14 protein-coding genes and 1 pseudogene are annotated in these 17,583 nt (G+C 52.0%); all 15 read right to left on the reverse strand.

Annotated elements, in window-relative coordinates; genetic code table 11:
- Positions 1–361: pseudogene (locus tag EDM60_RS22140) on the reverse strand (late control protein); the annotation flags it as partial.
- A gap of 211 nt (positions 362–572) precedes the next feature.
- Positions 573–1,253: an Imm3 family immunity protein gene (locus EDM60_RS22145; RefSeq protein ID WP_122965907.1), complete on the reverse strand. Its 681-nt coding sequence runs from the start codon at positions 1,251–1,253 to the stop codon at positions 573–575.
- Between the two features lie 24 nt (positions 1,254–1,277).
- The gene (locus EDM60_RS22150; protein WP_122965908.1) at positions 1,278–4,388 is read right to left on the reverse strand and encodes a deaminase domain-containing protein; all 3,111 of its coding nucleotides are present in this window, start codon (positions 4,386–4,388) and stop codon (positions 1,278–1,280) included.
- A 36-nt stretch (positions 4,389–4,424) separates the two neighbouring features.
- Positions 4,425–4,796 (reverse strand): DUF4280 domain-containing protein, encoded by a 372-nt coding sequence (locus EDM60_RS22155; protein ID WP_122965909.1) that lies wholly within the window; start codon positions 4,794–4,796, stop codon positions 4,425–4,427.
- Positions 4,797–4,831: 35 nt separating this feature from the next.
- On the reverse strand, positions 4,832–5,464 hold the full coding sequence (locus EDM60_RS22160) for a hypothetical protein (RefSeq protein ID WP_122965910.1): 633 nt from the start codon (positions 5,462–5,464) through the stop codon (positions 4,832–4,834).
- Positions 5,461–5,976 (reverse strand): hypothetical protein, encoded by a 516-nt coding sequence (locus tag EDM60_RS22165; protein WP_122965911.1) that lies wholly within the window; start codon positions 5,974–5,976, stop codon positions 5,461–5,463. Before EDM60_RS22165 ends, EDM60_RS22160 begins: the two co-directional genes overlap by 4 nt.
- Before the next feature lie 14 nt (positions 5,977–5,990).
- A complete protein-coding gene (locus EDM60_RS22170; RefSeq protein ID WP_122965912.1) occupies positions 5,991–7,091 on the reverse strand; it encodes a pentapeptide repeat-containing protein in 1,101 nt (366 codons plus the stop codon).
- Positions 7,092–7,106: 15 nt separating this feature from the next.
- The gene (locus EDM60_RS22175; RefSeq protein ID WP_122965913.1) at positions 7,107–8,588 is read right to left on the reverse strand and encodes a contractile injection system protein, VgrG/Pvc8 family; all 1,482 of its coding nucleotides are present in this window, start codon (positions 8,586–8,588) and stop codon (positions 7,107–7,109) included.
- Between the two features lie 49 nt (positions 8,589–8,637).
- Positions 8,638–9,414: a DNA and RNA helicase gene (locus EDM60_RS22180; RefSeq protein WP_122965914.1), complete on the reverse strand. Its 777-nt coding sequence runs from the start codon at positions 9,412–9,414 to the stop codon at positions 8,638–8,640.
- Between the two features lie 42 nt (positions 9,415–9,456).
- A complete protein-coding gene (locus EDM60_RS22185; protein ID WP_122965915.1) occupies positions 9,457–12,111 on the reverse strand; it encodes an acetate and sugar kinases/Hsc70/actin family protein in 2,655 nt (884 codons plus the stop codon).
- Between the two features lie 51 nt (positions 12,112–12,162).
- Positions 12,163–12,858, reverse strand: coding sequence for an iron-dependent peroxidase (locus EDM60_RS22190; RefSeq protein ID WP_122965916.1), 696 nt, complete (start codon positions 12,856–12,858; stop codon positions 12,163–12,165).
- Positions 12,849–14,126, reverse strand: coding sequence for a normocyte-binding protein (locus tag EDM60_RS22195; RefSeq protein WP_122965996.1), 1,278 nt, complete (start codon positions 14,124–14,126; stop codon positions 12,849–12,851). The genes EDM60_RS22190 and EDM60_RS22195 overlap by 10 nt, the downstream gene beginning before the upstream one ends.
- Positions 14,126–16,126, reverse strand: coding sequence for a PP2C family protein-serine/threonine phosphatase (locus tag EDM60_RS22200; RefSeq protein WP_122965917.1), 2,001 nt, complete (start codon positions 16,124–16,126; stop codon positions 14,126–14,128). Before EDM60_RS22200 ends, EDM60_RS22195 begins: the two co-directional genes overlap by 1 nt.
- A gap of 49 nt (positions 16,127–16,175) precedes the next feature.
- Positions 16,176–17,015 carry a PP2C family protein-serine/threonine phosphatase gene (locus EDM60_RS22205; RefSeq protein WP_122965918.1) on the reverse strand — a complete coding sequence of 280 codons (840 nt, stop codon included), beginning with the start codon at positions 17,013–17,015 and terminating at the stop codon, positions 16,176–16,178.
- 5 nt (positions 17,016–17,020) lie between these two features.
- A complete protein-coding gene (locus tag EDM60_RS22210; RefSeq protein WP_122965919.1) occupies positions 17,021–17,554 on the reverse strand; it encodes an FHA domain-containing protein in 534 nt (177 codons plus the stop codon).
- Between the last annotated feature and the right edge of the window lie 29 nt (positions 17,555–17,583).

Here is a 17,583-nt window from a genome sequence, read left to right on the forward strand (position 1 = left end):
CAAAAGGGTCGATGTAATCGTTGTATAATCCTGTCCCGATCGAGACGGCTGCGTCGCCTGCATCTTGGGCTACGTCCTGCCATGATTTTTTGCCTGAAGCCACGTTCTCTACATATTCGGCTGTGTTGGTAGCGACTTCCACCGCTCCTTTGGCCAAGTTGTTCCTCTCGGTCAGCGAACCGACTTCGGAGCCGCTCACAAACTCATACAAGCTTTGGGCGTCATCGCCTCCCAAAACACCTGTCACAACCAGGTCGCCCGCGTCTACCGCCGCGCCCCACAAACCAGCCAACGTATCCCCAAAGGCCGCAAACTTCCCTTCCACCTCGGCGATCTGGTTATCCAAGGTTCGTTTCGCCATGACCGCAAGAATCCCGTTGGCCGCTACATCTTGCTCAAACGCACTCCATATTTGCTCCTGTATGACAAAAAGCTCATTCCTACTCATGATTCAGGTGGAAAGAGCTTTTGAAAGTTAATCAAGCATGATTATTAAATTTTTTAGTATTTGGTTTGTTGGTTGTACGATCTTGTTGTTGGAGTTGTAAATAACCTTAGACTATTCGTCTTCGCTAAAGCTTACTCAACACTTCTTTAATTCGGATGGACAAGTCTATCTTCTCATCTTCTGTTAATTGTTCACCTATTTCATTTACATCGAACTGTTCCAGTTCCTTTCTGATTTCTACAAATTGTTCATTTTCCTTAATATCATATCTAAGTAATAACTCTACAAGCGTAGTTTTAACAACAATATTTTCACTCAGCGTATTTGTACATTCACGTTCAAATCGCTCCAATACTTTCTCTATAATTCCATTTTTATCTTTCACTTCATTAACAATTATCCAAAAGTAATTCTTTACTTCTTTTTCCATTTCATAGTAGTGCCATCTTGTGTATGGGCTATAATCCACTGTGATATTATCAATTTCATCTAGTACCATATCTCTGCGCTCCAATATGTCCTTATACTCATCTGGAGTTGTTTCAAGTTGAAGTTTCTGTAAATCTAGTGAATTTAATGCCTCAACTATTTTCTCTTTTGCTTTAACAAATATTTTGGAATGTGTTAAATAGATCTTTCCTTCTGCTATGTTTACTACTGCCTTCTCCATTTCACCTCTACTTTGTACACCAAAATATGCATCAGATGTGCAGGCAAGTGCTTCAGCATCACTCATCTTCTCGCTTTTAAAATCAAAATATCTCTCATAAAACGCACCAAATAAAGCTTCATAATTTCGTCTCATATATCTATCTCCTTTTTAGTTATGTTAAGGATCAACTAATTCATCGCCGTTATGAATTACTTCAATAACAATATTTGGATAATCTTTGTGAAATCGCTCAATAATCCTGCTACAACTTGCACACGTATCTATTTCAGTGAATAATTTTATTTTACCACGGGTTTTTGAAGGCTCCTTTAATTTATCTAGTCTGGCAGCTAAATCATTTAGAATTTTATACTCCGTATCATTATCTCTTTTTCTTATATTCCCACCCCTGTCTGGTGCAAGGGTAGCCTCATACTTTGGTTTAGTTGGCTTTAACGAATAATCAGCATAGTCTTTTGCCTTGTTATCTCCATTTAAACTACTATGTGCATAAAATTCCTTTTTGTCCATTCCTTCTATGTCTACTTCTGAATATGCAAAATTAAGTTCATCTTTAAGTCTATTAGAAAGCTTGCTCCTTAACTCTCTAACCCTTTCAATAATGTGCCCTTCTGTATCTAAATCAATTTTTCTTGTTGGAAACACTTTCCCATAGCTTACATTTGAATCAGGTTTACCCGTCCCCTCAGCCCCTGCCTTCTCCTTCTCATGAGACTGATTTTTATTAGCATCATTACCCTTCTTATCAGTAACTGGCTCATCATGATGAGAATGCCCGAGGTCTCCGCTTGCCTTTCCTCCTTTTGGCGGCGTATTCTTGCTGGGAACATCCGTATCAGTAGCTTTACTGTCATGCCCCTTTGATGTCCCCGAACTATGCGACCCGCCTTGCCCTGTCCGATCTTTCGAAAAGGAATAGCCCTCCCCTTTCTCCCAGAAGAAAAAGCGTTGACCCGTCATCGCATCTTCCATCACGACCAGTCTTCCGTTTAACTGCTCGCTCATCTTTTCGAGGAACTTCGCAATCGTTTCGCTCAGCTCTTTTAACACATCATCCAGCAGCTTGGCCTTCGTCTTGAGCTTCCCGTCCTTGAGGGGCACGCCTTCCAACATGTCATTTTTGCCGGAGCCGTGCAGGGGTCCGCCTCTTCCCTTTCCGCCGTCCGAATCACTATTAGCGTGCGGCTTTTTGGAACCATGCGGCGCGTCCACGTCCAACTTCGCCACCGATTTGCCGCCTTTTAATGCTGCTGTGCCCATTCCACCGCTATACACCGTCAGCACGGCTTCCGCTACGACCATGTCTTTCTTGAACTCGTTTTGCCCTTTTGCGTAGCTTTCTTCGACCGAGCGGGTCCACAGACCGCCGTGCAAATTATCCTGTTTGTACTTCTCGTCTTTCACAAAAGGGTCGATGTAATCGTTGTATAATCCTGTCCCGATCGAGACGGCTGCGTCGCCTGCATCTTGGGCTACGTCCTGCCACGATTTTTTGCCCGAAGCCACGTTCTCTACGTATTCGGCTGTGTTCGTGGCGACTTCCACTGCTCCTTTGGCCAAGTTGTTCCTCTCGGTCAGCGAACCGACTTCGGAGCCGCTCACAAACTCATACAAGCTTTGGGCGTCATCGCCTCCCAAAACACCTGTCACAACCAGGTCGCCCGCGTCTACCGCCGCCCCCCACAAACCAGCCAACGTATCCCCAAAGGCCGCAAACTTCCCTTCCACCTCTGCGATCTGGTTATCCAAGGTGCGTTTCGCCATGACCGCAAGAATCCCGTTGGCCGCTACATCTTGCTCAAACGCACTTAACAGTTGCGGAAAAGAATGCCGGGCACTCGCCTCCAGCTGAATGTTTTCACTGCTCGCATTTGCTTCTTCGATTAACTCTAGGGCATCTCCTGCCGTTTTGACCGTCAATCCTTCTGTGCCGGACAAATGAACAGCCGCACCGCTCAGGCTCACGGCGCCCTTTCCTTGAATCCGCACCTGCGAAGCACTATTGAAACTGACGCCCGCATCCTGATTCATGGAGATGTACAGCATGCCCTCCTGCGCCGTCATCGTCAGCTCTTTGTCGCCCAGCGTGAACTCTTTGCCTTGGGGGTTGCCGAACGATTTGACTCCCGGGTCCTGCATTTTTTTCGCTTGCTTCTGGACGGCTTCGCCTTGCGGGGCGTGGCGCACGGAGTTCATGACCATGCCGTCGTCTTCTTCTGCGCCGGGGAAGTACAGCTTGACCTTGGAACCAAGCTCTGGCATGAGGTATAAAATCTGGTTGCCTTCTGCGGCGTACGGGAACCATTGGGCTTTGCTTGCGTCTTGTTTTTGGTCCATATTCAAGTGAATTTTGACCTGGTTGCGGCCAACCTGAATGATTTTGCCGTCGATGGCTGCGCCGATGATCGCGGAGTTGTACAGCTTCGTCTGTTTGACCGATTCAGGCACAGCGCACACATAGGTCCACTTCAACAGTCCCTGCTCCAGCGTTGCGGTAACCTTCGTGATGACAAACGTTCGGCCGTCACGCTGCACCTCATCGCCGATGTGCAGCCACTCGTCGTGAGCGAAGGTGTACGTCGTATACTGGTATTCGGACAGCGAGGATGCGCCGTTCGCCGCTTTTTTCATATATGGCGCAATCGCCCGGTTGACCTCGTACGGAGCCGCTTCCAGCTTGATTTGCTTGCGTCCCTCTGGCATTCCGATCCAGAAACGCACCTTGTGGTCACTGACATCCGGGACGAGGACGGCTCCCACATGCGAAGCGATGCGCCTGACAAACGTCCAGTCTGTCTCCTCGTACTGCATGATGAACTTGCCCTGCTTTTTCTCGTCAAAAGCTTGGTCGATGAAATCTCCGCCCGGATAGACGGACAAAGCTTCCTCGACGACATCCCGGTACAGGCGGTCTACCTGTTGAAAAGAGCGTGTTTTCGGACTCAAGTCCATCGCGTATGTATGGGAAATCGCTTGAATCGTCACGTAATGAATATCCCGGACGACTTTGATCTCCACATGCTGCAAGCAACCCATGAAAATCGGCTTTTTCGCCGCGCCCTGTTTCCCGTACAGCCCGATGCCGTCGTGGTTGCTGGCGAGATGGATGATTTCCTCTTCTTTGTCTTCCGGGACGATTCCGGTCAGGCGCAAAGTCGCATGCGTGCCCGTCTGATGCAAAAATGTCAGGCTGTCCAGCCGGATCGGCCCATACGGCCAGACGACTTGCAAATCGTGATAGGTCATGACGCCATCTGTTGCCTGCATGTCATTTCCCTCCCTTTTTCAGGTCGCAGGTTGACGTCAATCTTGTCCGTCCTTGTCAATGGTGATGATGCCTGAGGCAGTGCAAACTAGCCGCGATTTGCTCAGCAAAGCGGGTTCGTTATCCACCAGCACATCCTCTTTTCCGTCCGTCCACTTTTCCGGCGTCTGCGGCACGCACTGGCTTCCCGTCAGCTTGCAAAATCCGAAGCAGCCAATATTCGCACCCGAAGCGTGATCTGCGACGTTCATGACAGGCTTTCCGCGACTGTACACTCCGTGGCACGTAGGCAAGTTTAGCACCCCGGGGTCTGTTCCTTGCGAGCATTTTGCTGTCGCACCGCGTACGACATACGAATACTCTTCGCCAAATATTCCTGCACTCAGCGCCCTGAGCAAGTTTTCCAGCATATCCCTCTCTCCTTTCCCACTCATTCACCAAAAGCTTATACGCCCTCGCTTATCTTGAGAGTCCGGATCAATGCGGTCGCAAGCGGCTGCCACACCCACGCTTCACTCGCCGAAAACACCAGGCTGCCAAAAAAAGCTCTCCCGTTTAGCGACGTCGCGAACATGATCTGATAAAAGTTGCCGTCTGGCTTCGGAACGACATATTCGTAGCTCGCCATTAACCGACCAGCTTGCTCCCACACATCGTTTTTTACGATCTGCAAACCTGGCGTCTTGCTTTTGATCTGTGCCGTCATCTCACGCAAAAAAATTTCGCTCTCATTCACCGAAAGCGCATGGATCATATGGTTGAGACCAAGCAAAATCGTGCCTGCTTCGTCCTGAAAAGCCAGCTGCTCATGCTGCTGTGCCGTGCTGCTTTTGCCTACCAGTCCTCTCGGCATAAGCTGGAGCGTGCGCGGCAAAATCATGCTTACCTGTCCGTCGAAGATCACTTTCTCCTCAAACGCGAACGTGCGCCCGTCATGCTCCATGCTTCCAAGCTCCGCAGCCGCCAGACATTCTTCCCAGGTCAACTGTGGTCGCTGCCGACTCATCTCCTCCAGCTGCCGCTTCATTTGCAGCTCATTCCACACATCCAAAATTTTTTCATCCCAATGTTCTGTCATGTCTGTCTCCCCGACTCGATCTCCACTTTTTGCAATACGAAACCAGTCAAGCCTCTACGCAGAAAACTTTCCGCCGCATCCAGACTCACCACGATGTACGGCTCCAAAATGCCTTGCACCGAGAAGAAATGGTGTCGCTTTACCTTTTCGTAGTCCAGCACCATTCTTTTCAACGCTCCATTCTGGTGAAACTCGCTGCCCGCGGATAGCGCATCCACCGGGGGAACCTGCATGATCCAATACACATTCCGATCGTTTTGTTGTCGGTCGATCAAATCGACACGTTTCCAATGAATGCCCAGATTGTACTTGGCGGTAATGGATTTCATCCGGTCGGACAGCATGTACAACGGCCTGTCCAACCAATCCGGATACGTGAGGCTCCCCTCCGACCGGACTTCCAAAACAGTCACGGGCAAAAGCGCCTCGATCCCCTCTTCCAGTGGCAAGCCAGTGGGCTGCACCTTCCGCGAGATACGCCTGTCCTCCGTGAGCAAATAGTAATCCCGCACCGTGATCACCTCCTTCATTCCGCTGCCCAGCAAATCTCTTCCCGTTGTTCGTCCGTCAACGCAAACCGATCCTGATCCCGTTCCAAAAAGATCGCCTGTCGTAAATTTGCTCCGCAGAAGCTTGCCCTGTATAGACGAGAATGGCGAAAATCCGCCCCCTCCAGATTCGCCTGATCAAACCGGATGCCAAGCAAGCCCGGTTGCCTATACCGTTTGTCATTGCTTGTCTGTCCGTCTGTGTAAGTGAAATTGGCCCCACGAAGGTCGCTTTGGCGAAAATCGGCATCACAAAGCAACGAATGGCGAAAGTCAGCGTTTGTCAGCTTGCTGCCGATCCAGCGCGTACCCATCAGCACGCATTGACGAAACTCGCTGTTAGCCAGATCACTGCTGCTAAAGTCGTTGAATCGCAAATCCAGCCCGTCCGCCTTGATCTCGCGCAACTGCATGTTGGCAAATGTTTCGTGCGTACACTGCGCCCCTTTTGTTTGCTCCAGCAGCTTTCTCGCTTCCTCTTCTTCTCTCGCCTGGATATCTTCCACATAGACCGGCTCGCTCAAATCTTTAAACTCGCCCACCCGGATTTGAAATCGCTGCGCTTTTTCCAATTGCTTGTACTCTGGCAGCTTGACCACTTCTGATAGGGAGAGACGGGCAAGAGCTGTCACGAATTGGGCAAAAAAGTCCAACTCCTTGAGCACCATCCGTTCTACATCCGGTGCATCCAGCACGCCCATGTACCTTTTGCGCCGCTCTTCCAAAAGTCGCAGAAGTCCGGAGATTTCTTGAAAAGCCCAGCCTGCGTCATAGCGGGAAAAGCAAGCCGCCTCATCCCAATACCATTTGTCTGTATAAGCTTCGAGCAAATATTGGTTTGATCCGTCCAACACGGACGTGCGCAACAGCGAAAGGTGAATAAATCCGACAGCTGGCATAACACCTCGTGCCTGCCTTTCTTTAATCTGGATGGCAAACTGCCGCATCGCTTCCACAAAATCCGCTACGAGCCGCTCCCTGTTTTCCAGAAAAAAAGATTCCAAAGCCGCAACACATTCTTCCAGCGCAGGCAAAGCGACCTGCTCGTACAGATGCTGGAGCGCTTCCGCTTTTTTCATGGCTGAACGAGCCTCCTAGTTCATCTTGATTTCCGAGCCCTTCATTTCAATTTTGTCTTCCAACGTAATCGTGTTCCCTTTGCCTGTCAGCTCGATCTTTTGCGCATTAATGTGTATCGTGTTTCCAGACATGTTGATGTCTTGTCCGGCTGTAATGTTCACGTTTTGGTTGCTCACAATCGATATTCCGTGCTTGTCGCTGATCGTAATCGACATCTCCCCCGCGGAAATGACGATTTTATCGGGAGCCAGCACAATTTCTTTTCCGTATTTCGTACGAAACGTCTTGACCGCCGGATCTTTCATCCGATCGTTTCCGCCGCCGCTTCCTCCTGCGGCAGCAGCTCCGCCTCCCGAGCCGCCTGACTTTTTCTTGGCATCCGGTTTGGCGTCTGGAATATCCTTCAGAACCGAGCTGATGGCTATCCCGTCCTCTTCCTTCTTGCTGGGAAAATAAATCCGGATTTGATCGTTGACCTCCGGCATGACGTACCAGCCCGTCTGGTTTTCGGATGTGTAAATCGTCGAATACGGAAACCAGTAAGCTGTGCTCTGGTCTTGCTGGTCATCCATGTCCAGCTTGGCCCGCACATTGTCATTTTGGATCTGGAGCACGCGTCCCTGGATGGAAGCCCCGATGATCGCATGATTGTACAGCTTCTTGCGGTACATGCCTTTGCGCGGAAACAGCTTGTACGTATGCGTCAAAATGCCGTCCTTGATTTCTGAGACAGCTTCCCCGACCACAAGCGGCCTGTTTTTGAACTGGACTTCGTTGCCTACCTCAAGAACTTGCTCACTCTCTACCTCGTACACCGTATAGTCTTGCTCGTTGATTCCGGGAATCTTATTTTCCGAATCGCTTTGGAACTCGCCCACCCGCTTGTGGACGGTGTAGTGGCCAGCCGTCAATTTGCCCTTGTCCTGGCCGCTTGGCAGTCCAAAGAAAAATTTAGGCAGCGGAAAAGTCGTGGCGGGAACAAGACTGGTATAGAAGCGCGAAGCCATTCTTTTCAGAAACTGCCAGTCTGTCTCCTCGTATTGCATGATAAAGGTGCCAAGCGTTTTGCCTTTGGTAACCGAGTCGATAAAATCGGCTTTACCATACGCTGACAGTACCGTCTTCACCAGATTGGCATACGTCATCGCCGGGTTTTGGAAGGAGCGCTTCTTCGTTTTGACATCAAGCAAATACGTGTACGAAACCGCCTCTACCGACAAGTAATACACGCCCCGACTCGCTTTGACATTGACCCGCAGCACGATGCCCTCAAACCAGGCTGTCGGCTTTCCTTTTCCGTCCGTCAAAACGATTTTGACAGGTGTTTGCGAATTGGTTTGATTCACATAACTATCCTTCTGCTCCTCGGAAATGATTCCGGTAAACCAAAGCCGCGCGTGCTCGTTCATTTTTTTCACGACTTTCAACGTTTGCAAATGAGTCAGTTCATACGGCATCACTTGGATGTTCTTGTAGGTGAAAAACTGGCTGCTCATCGAATCCCTCCCGTCTGGCTACTGCCTGATTGTTGCCATCCCGCTTCCGCTAATCCACAATCACCCGCTGCCGCCCGGACGCCCGCCACTCTTGTTTGGGCTTGTCGCCGCTCTTCGCCTCTTCCAAAATACGCCCCAAATAGCTGACGATCTGCGGGTTGGAGCTGGCGCGATAGCCGAAGCCCAACCGGGTGCCTATATAATGAAGAATCAGGTCGCGCTCCACTCGCTCGGCGTTGATTCCTTGCGTGGCAAAAGCGAGGTCGAAGGCGTTTGTCGTTTTGGTCTTCAACAGCTCGTGCGAAAAATAACGCAAGATCGCCGGAGCGAGTGTCGGGTATTGCTGGCCTGCATATTCCACATTCGTGAAATTCCACGTGTTGTACTCTGTTGTCAAATCGAGAAAATACGGGTAATCCGAGCGCAGCTTCGCGCCTTCCTTGAGCTTGAAACGGCCCAGCTCGCGCTCATCCGTCCCGATGTCCATGTTCGTATCGAGCACATAGTGCGTCTCGTACGCCAAAAAGTCGGTCAACGTCGTCTGCTCGTCGAAACGTATTTTCAGCATCGTCTCCTTGCCTGTCGCTTCGTACGGGAGCCGTTCCTCGCGATCCAGCAAATAAATCCGGCCTTGATGCTTGATGATGCCGCGGCCGACGACGAGCTGTCCGTCCTCGACCGCAACGTCCATGCCGGAAATAATTCCGTCCGTGTAGGCGAGAAAATGCAGCTCGGCGAGATGTCTCGGATAGTCCCGCAAGTTTTCGAGCATTTCCCGCTTGAGAATCCGCCCCTTGTGAAATTGGGGAGAGAGATGGGAAAACAAGGCTGTTCCCCCCTTCTTGTTCATATGGATTAGGTTGACTCGCTATTTCATCCCGTCGAAAAAGTCCAGCTCGGACAAATCGCTTTCAAAGGCGAAGAACACTTTTTTCCCCAGAAGCAGCTGCTCGTTTTGCCTAGCGACTGGCACCACGTGGAATCCCCATTCGCTGCCGCCTGAAAACACGAAAAACTTGACCTCTCCGTTTTGAATCGAGTCGGTTTCTTCCTGGGGAATGTGGCTTGCGTACTTGGCCTGGATTTCTTCGTAGAGCACAGGTTTGTACGCGCTTCTGTCGTCCGTGTACAAATAGCGCTTGCGCAAAAGTCCGTCGCTTTCCTTGAGGAAAAACTCCACCTCGCTCACTCCGTACGGACGGGAGATGGCCCCATGCACCTGGCTCAGCTTTTCCTGACTGCGAATCAGTATCCGCTCCTGTCTGTTGTGCGTGAACGCCGTCACCGAGTAAGGAACGACAGGCGCGTGATTGGTGATTTGCGCTTCGATGAATCCCGCTTTTTTCGCGCTCTGATAACGAAGTGCGCCGCGCAGGCAGGACAGCTTCAGGTCGGGTACTTTTCCTGCGTCCTCGGACCTCTGGCGAAATTCGATGCTGCGTCCCGGCACGAACTCCTTCAACGCTTCGCGAAACACGTCAATCCGGCACGACTGCCCGGTCAGCTTGATGATGGAAAAGTCCGCGAGCTTTCCTTCCTGATAAAAATCGTCGAGGAACACCCGCAAAATCTCGTAAATGTCCGCCTTGATCAAATGGTTGATCTCTTTGCTGTTGAAGACGACGTCAGGCAAGTCGTACACATCCCGGAAGCGACCATCCTCGCGTATCGACAGCACCCAGCGCTCGACTGTTGTCAGCTTCAAATCCTGCTCCTGACGCTGCTCTCCTTCGGCTGTAAACCGGTTGCGCAAAATGCCCGTCTGACGGAAAAACTCCTTTTTCATATGGTCTGCCAGGTCCCATAAAAAGTGAAAGTTGTTGCGGACGCGCTGATAGTCGTCGCGGCTTTTGTTCTCGTAAGCTTTGTAGCAGGTGGGCAAAAGCGCCTCTGCCTCCCGGTAGCGCCGTTCGAATTGCTCGTAGACAGCATCGACGCCAAACTCATCTACATGCCGGAATATTTCCGAGCCGGGGATGTCGATCAGTTGGTCGATGTCGGTTACGTGGCGGCCTTTGCTGTAGTAGTCGGCAAACACGATTTTCATGAACTGCATGATCCGGTATGTGATGTTGTTGCCGCCAAAGTTCGTATCGCCGTTTTCGTAGGTCGTGCTAATGTCGATGCGATAGGAGATGTGGCCATCCTCGATGCGAAAGCGGCACGATGACAAGTCGGTCGTTCCTCCGCCGCAGTCAATGACCAGCGCTTGGTACGTCTCGCCGTCGAGGAAGCTGTCTTTGTCAATCTGGTCCGCGATCGTGTTGAACAGCACCGCCATCCCTTCATCCAGCGCATCCTGCGATTCGATGCGGTATTCCGGCAAAATGTCCGTAAACATCTCGATGAACTGCGTTTTCAGCTTCACAGGACTGGTGATATGCAAGTGCCGAAACCGACACTTGAACTGATGCTCCGCCGTCTGGATGACATGCAGCAGGTACTGCCGCAAAATGTCGCTACGTTTGACCATGGCCGTATTCCCTTGGCTGTCCATCACTTCTTCCAGCTTGTGATAGCTGTTCACCCAGCGCTTCAATCCGAAAAATACGGTCGCATGCGAGCTGTATCCGTTCTTTTTCATCTGGCGCAGCGCTTCGTAGCCGATGTGGTAGCGCACGTCTTGCGCGACGGAGCAGTCTGCTACCTGGACAACGGTCGGCAATACCTCGATCCACTCTTCTGTTTTCTGGGTCGTGTCTGGAAACGCGACGTAATTGATCGCATTCAGCTTGATCCGGCCATTCAGCAAATCGTTGCTGGAAGGGGCGCTGACATACTGGTGGTCCAAAAAAGCGCCAGCGGTCGTGGAAGAAGTGCCGAAATCAATCGCCAGCACAGCATCCGTCTCTTCCAGCTCCCTGATTTCCAGATCCGTTACAGGCACTTTGTAATAGTGCAAGTTGACAGGGGGGAGCGGCTTATCCTCGGTGTATGCTTTGTACAAATAATCCGAGTCTTGCTTGCGAAAAAAGAGCAGGCTGTAGCTCTGATTCACGGTTTTGCGCCACGGGACGTCCTTGTGGGAAAACAGCATGTACCGTCCCTGCTTGTCTGCCTCTTTGCGCAGCTGAAAAATGCCGCACAGCTCCATGTAGTCATTGACGAGCAGGACATTCGACTCGGACAAGCCTTGGGCCGACTCCACCCGATAGCCATCCAGCCTGTCTACAGCCAGCCCGGCATACAAACTCATCTTTGCCGGGATTTTGATGGAGTCCGCCCCAGGCAGCGGCGTATTCAAGTAGGCATGCAAAGCCGCTTCGATCCGTTCAAAGCCGCCTGTTGTATCTGCTTCGATAAACAAGCTCTCCTCCGCGCTGCGAAACCGCAAGATCGTGTTCAGCAATCCTTCCCGATCGAGATTGTTCACAACCGAGCCAACCAGCTTTTCCTTGTAACAAATATTGCGCAGCTGAAAGGTCGTCATCTCCATCAGCTCATCTCGCGTATACGTGGTTTCGTTTCGCGGGACGTCCATGCTGCCTTTTTGAATATGAAGCTTGTACGACATTTTACTCATGAGAACGCTCCTCCCACACCCACATGACTTTCTAGCAAAATCACGTGCCTTCTAGTACATTGCCATGCTGTCGATTTGCATGGTTTCCTCCACATCGAGAATGCCAAAGTGGTTGCGCCAATACACTTCTGTCTGGAAGCGAACAGGCAGGAAAATGTCCTTGATCAGCTCCAGCCTTGCCCGCGCTGCTGCCGTCTCCTCCTGCCCGACATACAGAAGCAGTTCATCCTTCTCCTCGCAGTTTGCGTAGATGGTCGAGCGGGGAAAAATTTTTCGCATCGTGTCCCGCAGCAAATAAACTGCTTCTCCCGTCTCATACAGTCGCAACAAATTGCCCGCAATGATTTCACGTTCTTCCTGGGTGAACAACCGAATGTGATCCGCCGTCCTTTTGCCGAACAGTCCCGCTTCGAGATCGCGCAACACAAAGCGGATGTAGTATTCTCGCTTGTTCATTCCTTGCACCAGATCGATATCGGCCAACAGGTGAATGACGATGTCAAACAAGACGTGACGCAGTTCAGGCTCATCCGTGTAATTGACATCAAACAGCTCGCGGAAAATATCGTCAAAGCGATAGAACGGGTTCACTTCTACCGTCTTCTCCACGGTTTTGGCGTTGATCGCTTCCTGGCTCAGCTCCATGTAAGGCGAGTACACCTTCGCCGCTTGGAACGTAATGTCTCTTTTGGCAACTCCGGCGCGCCTGGCCTTGATGACCAGATCCCAGATGTAGTTCACGCCCATTCTCCTTCGCACTTGTATTCCGGGAAATACATCTGAATCTCGGACACGAGAAAGCTCATCATATCCTCTAAAATAAAGCTGTCGGTTCCGCGCTTGCGAAAGCCGAGATGCATGATTTTTTTATCGTGCTCCACGCGGACATTGTCGCTGATAAACGGATTCATCTCATACGTAGCGGCCGTCCCTTTGCTTTTTTCGCGAATTTCCACATGCACAAGCTCCAGCTGCTCCGCTGCTTCGAAGGAGTGGACGATGCGAATGATCTCTCCCTTGGCCCGGACCGGCATTCCTTGCTTGCGCGCGAAGCTGGTGACAAAGCTGCTCTTGCGGCGGTTGGACACCAGTTCATAGTGCAGGCGGGACGTAGGCGTCTCGACAGGCTGGGTAATTTTGCAGACGTGCCAAATTCCCGACTTTTCCTGGGGAGACACGATGGTCAATTCTTCGGGCGTGCGCTTGATATAGCGGATCAACGCTTCGTCGCCGTCTACCAAATACCCGTGCTGGCTCCCTGTCTTGCGCAGCGACAGCACGTGCTCGAAGTTCACCCGATCGGTAGCAGGCACGGGGAAGCCGATATTTTTCAAGGCCAGCCGTTCGATGTTCCAGAGCGGGATGACATCCAGCTTTTTGTAAGGCTCCCACTCTTCCAGGTGGACGGACACCTCCACGATCTCCTCGTCCTCGCCAAGCTCGCCCTCGCAGGAGACGAGGATGACGTCGAAAAACTTGTTCGCGTACGGATGGTTCACGGTTTTCCACGGCATGCCGTTTTTTTGAAACATGTTGTACAGCTTTTCCAGCTCGTTTACGTACAGCGGGTTTGGCTGCAAGCGCACTTCGATCGGGTACGAATGCTCCGCTGTCGTCAAACGCCCCTGAAAATGCCGCTTGCCATGCGCAAGCGATTGGAGACGGCTGTACTCGCACTCCAGAAAAATCGTCATGAGCACCGCTTCTTCCTGTCGGGCGAGTTGCTCAAACAACTCCTTGCGATCGAACCATGTTTTTTGTTCGTCGCCCGGAATCATCGGGTACAAATAGTCGTGAATCGGATCGAAGTCATCCCGCTGACATAGCGTGACGTAAATGTCGTGCTTCTCTTCCTTGTCCTCAAATTCGGAGAAGACCCGCTGCTCCAGCTTCTTTTGCATGTCCTCCTGATATTCGACCAGATGCAAAAACACGCTGTTCATCATCTGCTTCAGCATCCGGCGCTGTTCCAAATCTTCCATTTTGTTCAAACGGTCCAGTACGATCTCTTTCATCATGGTGCTTTGACAGCCTCCTTTTGCGCCGGATTGGCTGGTGATTCGGCAGCGGACTTGCCCTCGACTGGCCGAGCGGAAGGAGCCGGACTGGCGGATTGACCCGGTTTGGGTGCTTGTTGCTGCACTGCCGGGGGTGGAGTTGCTGCCGGACTCGGGGTGGTGACATGCCCTGCATTGCCCCCTTGCTGCTGTACCGCCGGGGCGGGAGTTGCGACCGGACTCGGGGTGGACGCATGCCCCGCATTACCCCCTTGCTGCTGTACCGCCGGGGGTGGAGTTGTTGCCGAAGTCGGTGGGCTGGCTTGACCCGCATTGCCCGCTTGCTGCTGCGCCGCCGAAGCTGGGGTTGTTGCCGGAGTCGTGTTGCTGACTTGACCCGCATTGCCCCCTTGCTGCTGCGCAGCCGATGGCACAACCTGCGGCGTGCTTTGCTCAGCAGCAACAACAGGCACTGCGGCTGGCGGATTCAGCTTTTCCTCCACCTTGGTCACTTTGCGCTCCATCGCCAAAACCTTTTCCAGCACGCCGATTTCCTGATACATCTCCTGCGCCATCGTGTACGATTCGATGGCCGCCGCAAAATCGCCAGCGGCGTAGCTGTCGTCGCCTTTTTTCTCCAGCTTGTCTGCGGACAGCATTTTCTGCTCTTTGCTGATGCCCGTTTTCTTCGCTTCCACCTCGTCCAGCTTCGCCCGAATCTCTTTTTCCCCCGTGAGGTAGGACGATTCCAGCGCCAGCTTTCTCGCCTTTTGATAAAAGGCGGCAGCCCCTTCGTAGTCTTGCGCCTCGAACAGCATGTCGCCTTCCTTCTTCCACTGCATCACGAGCAAATACGATTCGGTCTTTTCCTTTTTGGCAGCAATCTCCGGCTCGTTGAAATCGTCCCGGTCTTTCATTTCCTTGAGCGCCTTGTCGTATTTTTCCAGCGCTTTCTGATACTGCTCGTCCTTCATCGCCGTATCCCCGTCCACGATGAGCTGGGTGATTCGCTGCTTTTTGTTCAGAAGCGCCGCGTGGATTTTGTCCTTGACGATGTTGGCGGCATTGCGCGCTTCGCTGTATTCCTTGAGCGCTTTCGGATAGTCGCTTTCTTCGATAAACGCATCCCCGTTCTGCTCGTGCTCGAACATGCCTGTCGCAGCATCGGCGATTCTCTCGGCTTCCTTCATCTTGAACAAAAGGGCGCCGCCTCCTGTCAAGGCAAGCAACAGGACGATAATCGCGACCCGCTTGATAATCCGCCACTTTTTCTGCGGATCGGTCTTGAAAATCTTGTTGGCAAAAATCGCCGCAGCCGTATAGTTGTTCACCACACGCTGCTGTTTGCTCAACAAGACATCCTCCACCGTATCGATCAGCGCTTCGGGATCTTTTGCTTCCTCAAGCGCGTCCTGCATCTCGGCTGGACCGACTCCCTCCCACACCCCCGGAGTGGTCAAAAGCAAGACGTCTCCGTCGTACAGCGGCAGCTTTTTGGAAATGTACGGGCGAAATTCATCCGGCGTTCCCAAGTAATTCAACAGATTGTGGCGCTCCTCGTGGCAGTCAAGCACGTCCTCTGCGATTTCTTCTCCATCCGCCATCTGTTGCGACAGACTCTGGTCCTTGCTCCGCAAATGCAGCCGTCCGTTGCGAAACATATACAGTCTCGTGTTCCCGGCCACACCGTAAACGACGCGGGCATAGTCGGTGACGATCAGCGTCAGACTGGCCTTCAGCCGCACCCGATGGCTCTCCTGCCGGAGCACGCGATGCGCTTCCTGCAAGTAGCGGCTGATGCGATAGCGGGAGAGAGACGGCTTTTGCATAAAGTGTCCCAGGACGCTTTTGACCGCAAGCTCGGCGCTCTGCACTTCCTGATCCGTATCCAAACCGCGGGCGATCACCCAGCAAGCAATATCATCCAGTTCGGTGTAGGCAAAGTAATCCTTGTTGCGCACATGCGTGCCTGACTCGGACAAAAATCCGGTTACAAATTCACTGTTGTCCCTTCTCATCCTTAACTACCCGCTCCTCCTTCTCTTCCGGATGCTGCTGCCCTCGATCTCACCAACCTTTTTCCAAAATCAGAATGGTCGCGTTGTCCTGGTTGGCTTTTTGCTTGCTCTCGACGGCATCGATGATTTGCTCGGCAGCATCGTGGGAGGAAATGTTCTGAAACAAGATTTTCTCCAGCTCCACTTCTGTCAACGTATCGTAGACGCCGTCGCTGATCAGAATCACCTTGTCGCCCTTCTCCAGCGGAAAAGGCTCGCGGCCAATCTCGATATTATGAAAGCCTTCGTAGCCGAGGTAATTGATCAGCTGCTTTTTCTTTGGATGGCTGATCGCTTCGTCTTTGCTGATTTCCCCCGCGAGAAAACGCTCTTCCAACACCGATTCGTAAATGTCCTTTTGATTGATCGGAATAAATTCTCCCCCGCGAAAAACAGTCAGGACACTATCCCCGACCGCGCCCCAATGCAGCATGCCGTCGTGAATGACTGCCGCAACCAGCGTAGTGCCTCCCCGGCTGCCTTTTAGCGCCTGCAAAATCTCCCCGTTGGCAAGCGCAGCGGCTCGGGAAAAGAAAAGAGAGAGGTGGCGCGGATGGTCCAGCTTGGCGAACTCGCGAATAAACGTCTGGACGGCCAAAGTCGATGCCAGTCTGCCGTTGGCAAGGCCGCTGATGCCGTCTGCCAGCACAGCAATCGTTCCGTGCGAGGTCGTTGTCGTGGCAAAATAGTCATCCTGCTCTGCTCTTCTGCCAATCGTCTGTCCATTGCCAATCTGAATGACCGGATGCTTTTCCTCTCTGATCCAAGCGGCACGAACGCGAAACAACCAAATGATGACAGCTATGACGGCAAACACAACCAGATAAGGAATGATCTCCTGTGCAAACATGCTCATCATTCCTTGCCTTTGCTTGCGTTGTCCCATTCAAAGTGAACCCCGCACAGCGGGATGAAAATAAACGTACTGCCGCCAAGCTGGATGACGTCATAGGCAGTCAGCTCGACTGGCGTGTACACCGCTTCGTTATTGTGGTAAGCCAGACCGGAGGCATCGCCGGGGAGCAGGTAGAAATTGCGCTTTTTCGGATCGTAGACGATGACGGCATGGTTTCTGCGAGAAATTTTGTTATCCCCGATGATGCGGATATGCATATCCTCGGAGCGTCCGATGAAGTTTTTTTCTGCCATGATGCGGTAGTCTTGTCCTTGCTGTGGCCCATCGATGCAGACCAGCCAGCCTGTGACAGGCTCGATGCCTTCTGTCTCCCCCAAGTAAGGCATGGTCTTGTCATCTTCGTCGCCGCCCCTGGCAGGCATTCGGTTCTCCGCCTTTGCCGCAGGCTCTACCACCAGGCTGCAATACGGGCAAGTGCTGCCGTGTTTTCTCGTGCTAAACATGTGTCCATTTGCGCATCTCGTCAAACTCATTCAAGTCTTCCCCCGTTTCGTGTCTCTCC

It is taken from the genome of Brevibacillus parabrevis (assembly GCF_003710905.1).
Lineage (GTDB): Bacteria > Bacillota > Bacilli > Brevibacillales > Brevibacillaceae > Brevibacillus > Brevibacillus parabrevis.